Source organism: Thermus caliditerrae (assembly GCF_021462525.1).
GTDB classification, from domain to species: domain Bacteria; phylum Deinococcota; class Deinococci; order Deinococcales; family Thermaceae; genus Thermus; species Thermus caliditerrae.
Genome location: NZ_JAKEDT010000037.1, coordinates 1 through 7,199 on the forward strand (window position 1 = coordinate 1; position 7,199 = coordinate 7,199).

Below are 7,199 nucleotides of genomic sequence, written 5' to 3' on the forward strand. Positions count from 1 at the left end.
CCTCCGGTCCAAACGGCAAGCTCCTCATACAGCCCCATTTTGTCTGAACTCAAAGGGGGAGCTCAGCATTATGGGCCTTGACCTAGCCCTAAGTTGTGATATCATTCAGATATATGATTGAAGTCGCCGAGCTTTCCAAGGCCTACGGCAAGCGCCTGGCGGTGGCGGGCCTCTCCTTCCAGGTGGCCCCCGGGGAGGTGTACGCCCTTTTGGGTCCCAACGGGGCGGGCAAGACCACCACCTTGCGCATCCTCTCCACCCTGGTCCGGCCCACGGGGGGAAGCGCCAAGGTGGTGGGGTTTGACGTGGTGCGGGAGCCCCTCGAGGTGCGCCGCCGCCTGGGCCTGGTGAACGGGGGCATGCGGGTCTACGACCGCCTCACGGGGCGGGAGGTCCTGGCCTTCTTCGCAAGCTTCTACGGCCTGGAGGGAAAATCCTTCCGGGAGGCCCTGAGCTGGGTGACGGAGCTTCTGCAGATGGAGGAAACCCTGGACCGGAAGGTCATGGAGATGTCCACGGGCATGCGCCAGAAGGTGGTCATCGCCCGGGCCATCCTCCACCGCCCGCCCGTCCTCCTTCTGGACGAGGCCACCGCGGGGCTGGACGTCTTCGCCCGCCGGGCCCTTTTGGACTTCGTGAAGGCCTACCGGGATCTGGGCCACGCCCTCGTCTACTCCACCCACGTGATGAGCGAGGCCGAGGAGGTGGCGGACCGGGTGGGGTTCCTGCACGGGGGCAGGCTGGTCTACGAGGGTAGCAAGGAAGAGGCCTTAGCCCTGGGGGGAGGCAGCCTGGAACGGGCCTTTGTGCAGATGGTGAAGGAGGCGGCGTGAAGGGCATCTACCGGGTTTTCTGGAAGGAGCTGGTGCAGGTCTTCCGCGACCGCAAGCTGGTCCTCTCCACCCTGGTCCTGCCGGTCTTCTTGATGCCCGTCTTCATGTTTGGGCCGAGCCTGGTCCTGGATAGGCTCCTGCAAGGGGCCCAGGAAAAGCGGCAGGAGGTGGCGGTCTTTGGGCTTCCGGAAGAGGCCCTTGCCGCCCTGCGGGCGGCCAACCTCCTGCCCAAGCCCCACCCCGACCCAGAAAGGGCGGTGCGGGCCGGGGAATACCCGGTGGGGGTGCGGTTTGCGGGCGGGGTCTACCGGGTATACGGACGCCTCTCGGGAGGACTCACGGAGGGGCAGGTGGCGGTAGACAAGGTGCAGAGCGCCCTGCAAAGCCTCAAGGAGGCCAAGGTGGCCGGAGCCTTGGCCAGCAGGGGCATCCCCTACGAGGTCCTCACCCCCTTCCAGGTGGAGGTGGTGGACGCCTCCCCCGAGCGGGAAAAAGCGGGAGGGGTTTTGGGCTTCCTCCTCCCCTTCTTCCTGGTGGTATTCGTCCTCTCCGGCGGGCAGGTGGTGGCGGTGGACGCCACCGCGGGGGAGAAGGAGAAGGGCACCCTCGAGGCCCTCCTCATGGCCCCGGTGCCCCTCCTGCATCTGGCCCTGGGCAAGACCCTGGCCACCGTGGCCATGGCCCTCCTCTCCGGGGTGTCGGGGCTTTTGGGGCTCGCCCTGGGCGGGGCCCTGGCCGCCCGCTTCGGTGGGGGCCTCCTCACGGAAAGCGGCCAGACCCTGGAGCTGGGGGGCCGGATCGCCTTGGACGGGGGGAGCTTCCTCGCCCTCTTCCTCAGCGCTTTCCTCCTGGCCCTCTTCATGGGAGCGGTGATGGTGGGCCTGGGGCTTTACGCCCGAAGCTTCAAGGAAGCCCAGAGCTACATGACTCCCCTCCAGCTTCTAGCCCTGTTGCCCCTCCTTTTCCTGCAGTTCCGGGGCTTCTTTGAGCTGGAGGCCTGGCACCACCTGGTGCCCCTCTTCAACGTGGCCCTCCTCATGGACGCCCTTCTAAAGGGGAGCGCCACCCCCCTGCAGGCAGGCCTCACCTGGGGCTCCACCCTGGTGTACGCCGGGCTGGCGCTCCTCTATGCCGTGCGGGTCTTCGCCCGGGAAGAAGTGGTTTTCCGCAACTAGGGAGGAAAAGATGCGCGAGATCAAGGAGTTTACGGCGTGGCGGACAAGCGGTTTTTTGGCCCTGATGGCCTTACTGCTGGCCTTTTTCTGGATGGGGTGGGCGGGGTACGGCCTCCTGCGGGAGCGGGAGCTTTTCTACCTCTGGCACCTCCTCCTTGCCCTCCTGGCCTCATGGCTTCTGGGGGCGGGGCTTTTCACCGTGCAGCCCAACGAGGCCGTGGCCCTTACCTTCTTGGGGCGGTACGTGGGAAGCGTTCGGGAGGAGGGCTTCCACTTCGCCAACCCTCTGGCCCAGAGGAAGCGGGTGTCCTTAAGGGTCCACAACTTCACCTCGGAGAAGCTCAAGGTCAATGACGCCCAGGGCAACCCCATCGAGATCGCCGCGGTGGTGGTCTGGCGGGTGGTGGACACCGCCAAGGCCCTCTTCCAGGTGGAAAGCTACCAGAGCTTCGTGGCCATCCAGTCGGAGGCAGCCATAAGGGCCCTGGCGAGCCGCTACCCGTACGACGCCGAGGGCAGGTCTTTGAGGGGCAACCCCGAGGAGATCGCCGAGGAGCTGAAGGCCGAGGTGGAGGCGCGGCTCAAGGTGGCGGGGGTGGAGGTGCTGGAGGCCCGGATCACCCATCTGGCCTACGCCCCCGAGGTGGCCCAGGCCATGCTCCGCCGCCAGCAGGCCCTGGCGGTGGTGGCGGCCCGGAGGCTGATCGTGGAGGCGGCGGTGGGGATGGTTAAGGAGGCGTTGGCGGGCCTCGAGGCCAGCGGGGTGGCCCTGGACGAGGAGCGCCGGGCGGCCATGGTGAACAACCTCATGGTGGCCCTGGTCTCCGAGGCCCAGGCCCAGCCGGTGGTGAACGTGGGCACGCTCTACGCCTAGGGGCAATGGGGTGAAAGAGGAGAAAAAGCGCTTTCTCTTGCGGCTGGACCCAAGGCTCTACCGGGTCCTGGAGAAATGGGCCCAGGACGAGCTGAGGAGCGTGAACGCCCAAATGGAGTACCTCCTGAAGGAGGCGGCCAAGCGGGCGGGGAGGTGGAAGGATGCGGCTTCTTCCGAGGAGGGACGGGAACCCTAAGCGGTTTTTCCTGGGGCTATTCGCCCTCTTCCTCCTGGCCACCCTTGGGGCCAGCGCAGTCCTTGCCCAGGAGAAACCGGAAAGCCTCCCCCTCCTTCTCGGCTTCCTCCTGCTGGAGCTTCCCGTGGTGGGCGTCCTGCTCTACTGGCTGGCCGGCCTTCCCCAAAGGTTCTTCTACGAGCTGCGGGGCCCCGTGCTCACCTTCCACCTGCCCTTCGGCCACCGCTCGGTCCACCGTTCGCAGGTGAAGGAGGTGCGGCTCCTGGCCTATGCCCTCCCTTGGTGGAGCTTTCGCTACAAGGGGGAGACCTCCATGCCCGGCTATCACCACCGGCGGCTTCGCCTCGAGGGCCTTCCCGTGGAGGCCTTCGTGGGGGCTAGGCGGGGGGAGGGGGTGCTCCTAGTGCTGAAGGAGGGAAAGGGCCTCCTCCTAAACCCGGAGGACCCCAGTCCCCTCCTCTCCTGGAAGGAGGAACGATGAAAGCCCTTTACTGGACCTTCGGCCTTTCGTGGGGGGTTTACCTGCTCTTTTACCTCCTGGGCGGGCGCTGGAACCCTGCCCCGGAAGAGGCGAACCCCGAAACCGCCCTCCTCCTCACGGCCTTCGGCTTCCTCTACATGTGGATCCCCGGCCTGGTGGCCCTCTACTTCGCCCGTAAGGAAGGGGTGCGCCTTCCCCTGGCTTTGCGGCCCAACCGCTTCTGGCTCTTTGCCTGGCTCTTCCCCGTGGCCCTCACCCTGCTCTCCCTCCCCTTGAGCCTGCCCTTCGCCCCCTGGCGGGGCTTCGCCGCCCTTTACGGAGGGATTCCCCCGGAGGACCTCGCCCTGCTCCCGCAGGGCTTTTTCCGCCTCATACCCCTCATCCTCCTCCTCACGGGCCTCCTGGCGGGGGCCACGGTGAACCTGGTGGCCGCCTTAGGGGAAGAGCTCATGTGGCGGGGGTACCTATGGGAAAGGCTTCGGGACCGGGGCTTCTGGCCCGCCAGCCTGGAGATCGGCTTTTACTGGGGGCTTTGGCACGCTCCTTTGGTCCTCTCCGGCCACAACTACCCCCATGAGCCCCTCTTGGGGGTGCCCATGATGGTCCTCTTCGCCCTCCTCCTCACCCCCGCCCTCCTCTACGTGCGGGAGAAGGGGGGCTCGCTGCTGGCCGCAGCCCTCCTCCACGGCACCCTGAACGCGGTGGCGGGCCTCTCCCTCCTTTTGGTGGAGCGCACCCACGACCTCCTCATCGGGGTGGTGGGGCTTCCTGGGCTTTTCCTCCTGGCCCTTTTCAACCTCTGGCTCCGGAGGCGGGTATAGTCAAGGGGATGCGCTTTTTGGTGCTTTCCGGGCTTTCCGGGGCGGGCAAGACCACGGCCAAGGGCTTCCTGGAGGACCTGGGCTACTTCATGGTGGACAACCTTCCCCCAGGCCTCTGGAAGCCCCTCTTGCAGGAGCTGGAAGGCCGGGGCGTGAAGCGGGCGGGGGTGGTGCTGGACGCCCGGGCCCTGGCCTTCTTCGGGGATTTGGAAAGGGCTCTGGACGAACTGAGGCCCACGGTGGTCTACCTCGAGGCCCGCCCCGAGGTCCTCCTCCGCCGCTACAACCTGACCCGCCGTCTCCACCCTCTGGGGGCAGGCAACCTCCTGCGAGAAATCGGGGAGGAAAAAAGGGCCCTGGGCACCTTGCGGGCCAGGGCCCACCTGGTCCTGGATACCTCCGAGCTTTCCCCCAGGGCCCTCAAGGAGGCCCTCACCCGCTTTTTGGGGGAGGATACGGGCTTCACCCTGCGCCTCCTCTCCTTCGGCTTCAAGTGGGGCCCGCCCCAGGAGGCCGATCTGGTCCTGGACGTGCGCCCCCTGCCCAACCCCCACTACGACCCCGCCCTCAAGCCCAGGACCGGGCTGGACCCAGAGGTGAAGGCCTACGTCTTCCGGGAGGAGGTGGAGCCCTACTACCGGGCCCTGTTGAGCGTGGTGGGGCTGGCGGCAGAAGGGGCGCAAAGGGAGGGAAGGGCTTTCTACACCGCCGCCATCGGGTGCACCGGGGGAAGACACCGGAGCGTGGCCGTGGCGGAAAGGCTCGCCGAGGAACTCGCGGGCCGCTTCCGGGTGGAGGTGAGCCACCGGGATGTGGACAAGGAGGAGTAAGCCCCTGGGGTTTTACCTGGCAGCCAAAGGCCTTGCCCGGCGCTTTCCCCCGCTCCGCTGGCTTTACCCGGGGATGCGGGTCAAGCGCTACGCCGCCTTGGCGGGCCTTGGGGTTCTTCTTATGGCTTACGGCCTCGCCCGCTTCCTCCCTCCCCCACCCCCGGAACCCTGGGCCTTGGGCTTCGTCCTCTTGGGCCTCGCCCTCCTGGTGGGAGGGATAAGGAGCATGAACCGGAGCATGCTCTCCGCCTTCACCGAGCCCGAGGCGGTGCCGGAAAGGGTCTACGTGCGCAGGCGGCTGGAGCAGGGGCCCAAGGTGGTGGCCTTTGGCGGCGGGACCGGGCTTTCCCGGGTGCTTCGGGGCCTCAAGGAGCACACCGCCAACTCCACCGCCATCGTGGCCGTAACCGATGACGGGGGCTCCACGGGCCGGCTTAGGGCTGCCTTTGGCCTGCCGGCGGTGGGGGATCTGGTGGACTGCCTGGCGGCGCTTTCCGACCACCCTGCCCTTCCCAAGCTCCTGCACCACCGCTTCCAGGAGGGGGAGTTTAAGGGCCACACCTTCGGCAACCTCTTCCTCTTGACCCTGAACCAGGAGGCCAAGGACTTCGCCCAGGCCATCCTCGAGGCCAACGCTATCCTGCAGCTTAGGGGCCAGGTCTTTCCCGCCACCCCCGAGGCCGTGCGGCTTAAGGCCCGCTTCCGCGATGGCTCAGAGGTGGTGGGCGAGGTGGCCATCCGGGAAAAAAGGGGGCGGATCCAGGAGGTCTTCCTGGAACCCGAACCCGAGCGGGTCATGGAGGAAGCCCTTAAGGCCATCCGTCAGGCGGACCTCCTGGTTTTGGGCCCGGGAAGCCTCTACACCAGCGTCATCCCCAGCTTCCTCCCCAAGCCCCTCCTGGAGGCCCTGGCCAAGGCCAAGGCACCCCTGGTCTACGTGGTCAACCTCATGACCGAGCCGGGGGAAACCGACGGCTACACCGCTTACGACCACTATAAGGCTATCGCCTACCATCTTGGCAGGAGGCCCGAGGTGGTCCTGGTGCACACCGCCCCCATCCCGGAGGAGGTCCAAAAGCGGTATGCGGCCGAAGGGCGTTTCCCCGTCCCTTTTGACCCCAGGCCCTTCGCCGTGGACGGGGTGCGGGTGATGGCCGGGGACTTCCGGGAGGAGGGCCCTTTGGCCCAGCACGACCCCGCCAAGGTGGTGCGGGCCCTCCTCAGCCTGGTATAAAGGTGGGCGTGCTCTTCCTCTTCCAAGACCCCCTGGGCGATGATAAGGGCCTCGCCTACCTCTACCCCCAGGCGGCCCTTTACCGGGAGGCGGGGGAAGGCTACGCCGACCTCCTGGCCCTGGCGGGGGAGGAACGGGAAGGCCGCCTGGTCTTGAAGGTGCGGCTGGCCCGCTACCCCAACCCCCTGGGGGGGCCCCTGGGCTTCAGCCTGGCCACGGTGGTCCTCTGGGTGGATACTGAAGAGGAAGGCGAGGAAGAGCTCCTTCCTGGCCTCCACACCCCTAAGGGCCAGGGCTGGGAGGTGGCCTACGTCCTCACGGGCTTCGGGGCGGAGAAGAGAACCCCGGAAGGGGCGCGGGAGCCCGTGCGGGCCTGGCGGGAGGGGGAGTGGGTGCTCCTGGACACCGGCCTGCCCCCAGGGCCCTACGGCTACTACGCTGGGGTGGGGCTCTTCGACCCCTTCGCCCCCTGGTACCTGCGGCCTACAAGCGTGGAAGGGGGCCCCTGGACCCTAGGAGCCCCTCCGGGAAGCCCTCCCTTGGTGGACCTGCTGGCGGCAGACCCCCTGGACCAGGTTCGGGCCTACCAGGAAGGGGTTTTGCGGCCCCTGAGGAAACCCGGCCTCACCCTGCGGCGGGAAAGCCTCTTGGCCTTTGGCCTGGGTGGGGTTTCCCTGCTGCTTGCTTTCCTCCTGCGCAAGCGCTGAAGGCCCGCGCTTCTTCCCGAAGCCCCCATCCTAAGTACCCCGTCGTGG

General features: G+C 67.2%; 9 protein-coding genes. All 9 read left to right on the top strand.

Annotated features, from left to right (window positions below):
- Window positions 1–113: 113 nt before the first annotated feature.
- The 9 genes from L1088_RS12235 to L1088_RS12275 are packed head-to-tail and all read left to right on the top strand — an operon-like array spanning window position 114 to window position 7,151.
- A complete protein-coding gene (locus tag L1088_RS12235) occupies window positions 114–833 on the top strand; it encodes an ATP-binding cassette domain-containing protein (RefSeq protein ID WP_135259226.1) in 720 nt (239 codons plus the stop codon).
- The gene (locus L1088_RS12240; protein WP_135259227.1) at window positions 830–2,008 is read left to right on the top strand and encodes an ABC transporter permease; all 1,179 of its coding nucleotides are present in this window, start codon (window positions 830–832) and stop codon (window positions 2,006–2,008) included. Before L1088_RS12235 ends, L1088_RS12240 begins: the two co-directional genes overlap by 4 nt.
- Window positions 2,009–2,018: 10 nt before the next feature.
- Window positions 2,019–2,882, top strand: a complete 864-nt coding sequence (locus L1088_RS12245; protein WP_234555326.1) for an SPFH domain-containing protein — start codon at window positions 2,019–2,021, stop codon at window positions 2,880–2,882.
- Window positions 2,883–2,892: 10 nt separating this feature from the next.
- The gene (locus L1088_RS12250; protein ID WP_135259228.1) at window positions 2,893–3,078 is read left to right on the top strand and encodes a type II toxin-antitoxin system antitoxin; all 186 of its coding nucleotides are present in this window, start codon (window positions 2,893–2,895) and stop codon (window positions 3,076–3,078) included.
- Window positions 3,044–3,559 carry a hypothetical protein gene (locus L1088_RS12255; protein ID WP_135259229.1) on the top strand — a complete coding sequence of 172 codons (516 nt, stop codon included), beginning with the start codon at window positions 3,044–3,046 and terminating at the stop codon, window positions 3,557–3,559. Before L1088_RS12250 ends, L1088_RS12255 begins: the two co-directional genes overlap by 35 nt.
- Complete coding sequence (locus L1088_RS12260) at window positions 3,556–4,380, top strand: CPBP family intramembrane glutamic endopeptidase (protein WP_234555327.1); 825 nt, start codon at window positions 3,556–3,558, stop codon at window positions 4,378–4,380. The genes L1088_RS12255 and L1088_RS12260 overlap by 4 nt, the downstream gene beginning before the upstream one ends.
- An 8-nt stretch (window positions 4,381–4,388) precedes the next feature.
- Window positions 4,389–5,210 (top strand): RNase adapter RapZ, encoded by an 822-nt coding sequence (gene rapZ, locus L1088_RS12265; RefSeq protein ID WP_234555328.1) that lies wholly within the window; start codon window positions 4,389–4,391, stop codon window positions 5,208–5,210.
- Window positions 5,191–6,444, top strand: coding sequence for a gluconeogenesis factor YvcK family protein (locus L1088_RS12270; protein WP_438948072.1), 1,254 nt, complete (start codon window positions 5,191–5,193; stop codon window positions 6,442–6,444). Before rapZ ends, L1088_RS12270 begins: the two co-directional genes overlap by 20 nt.
- Window positions 6,445–6,452: 8 nt before the next feature.
- Window positions 6,453–7,151, top strand: coding sequence for a glucodextranase DOMON-like domain-containing protein (locus L1088_RS12275; RefSeq protein WP_038041037.1), 699 nt, complete (start codon window positions 6,453–6,455; stop codon window positions 7,149–7,151).
- Window positions 7,152–7,199: the final 48 nt, after the last annotated feature.

Bases quoted from the DNA above. Each gene is read 5' to 3' on its own strand.
- L1088_RS12235 (WP_135259226.1), top strand. From the start codon at position 114: ATGATTGAAGTCGCCGAGCTTTCCAAGGCCTACGGCAAGCGCCTGGCG.
- L1088_RS12245 (WP_234555326.1), top strand. From the start codon at position 2,019: ATGCGCGAGATCAAGGAGTTTACGGCGTGGCGGACAAGCGGTTTTTTG.
- L1088_RS12255 (WP_135259229.1), top strand. From the start codon at position 3,044: ATGCGGCTTCTTCCGAGGAGGGACGGGAACCCTAAGCGGTTTTTCCTG.
- L1088_RS12260 (WP_234555327.1), top strand. From the start codon at position 3,556: ATGAAAGCCCTTTACTGGACCTTCGGCCTTTCGTGGGGGGTTTACCTG.
- rapZ (WP_234555328.1), top strand. From the start codon at position 4,389: ATGCGCTTTTTGGTGCTTTCCGGGCTTTCCGGGGCGGGCAAGACCACG.
- L1088_RS12270 (WP_438948072.1), top strand. From the start codon at position 5,191: ATGTGGACAAGGAGGAGTAAGCCCCTGGGGTTTTACCTGGCAGCCAAA.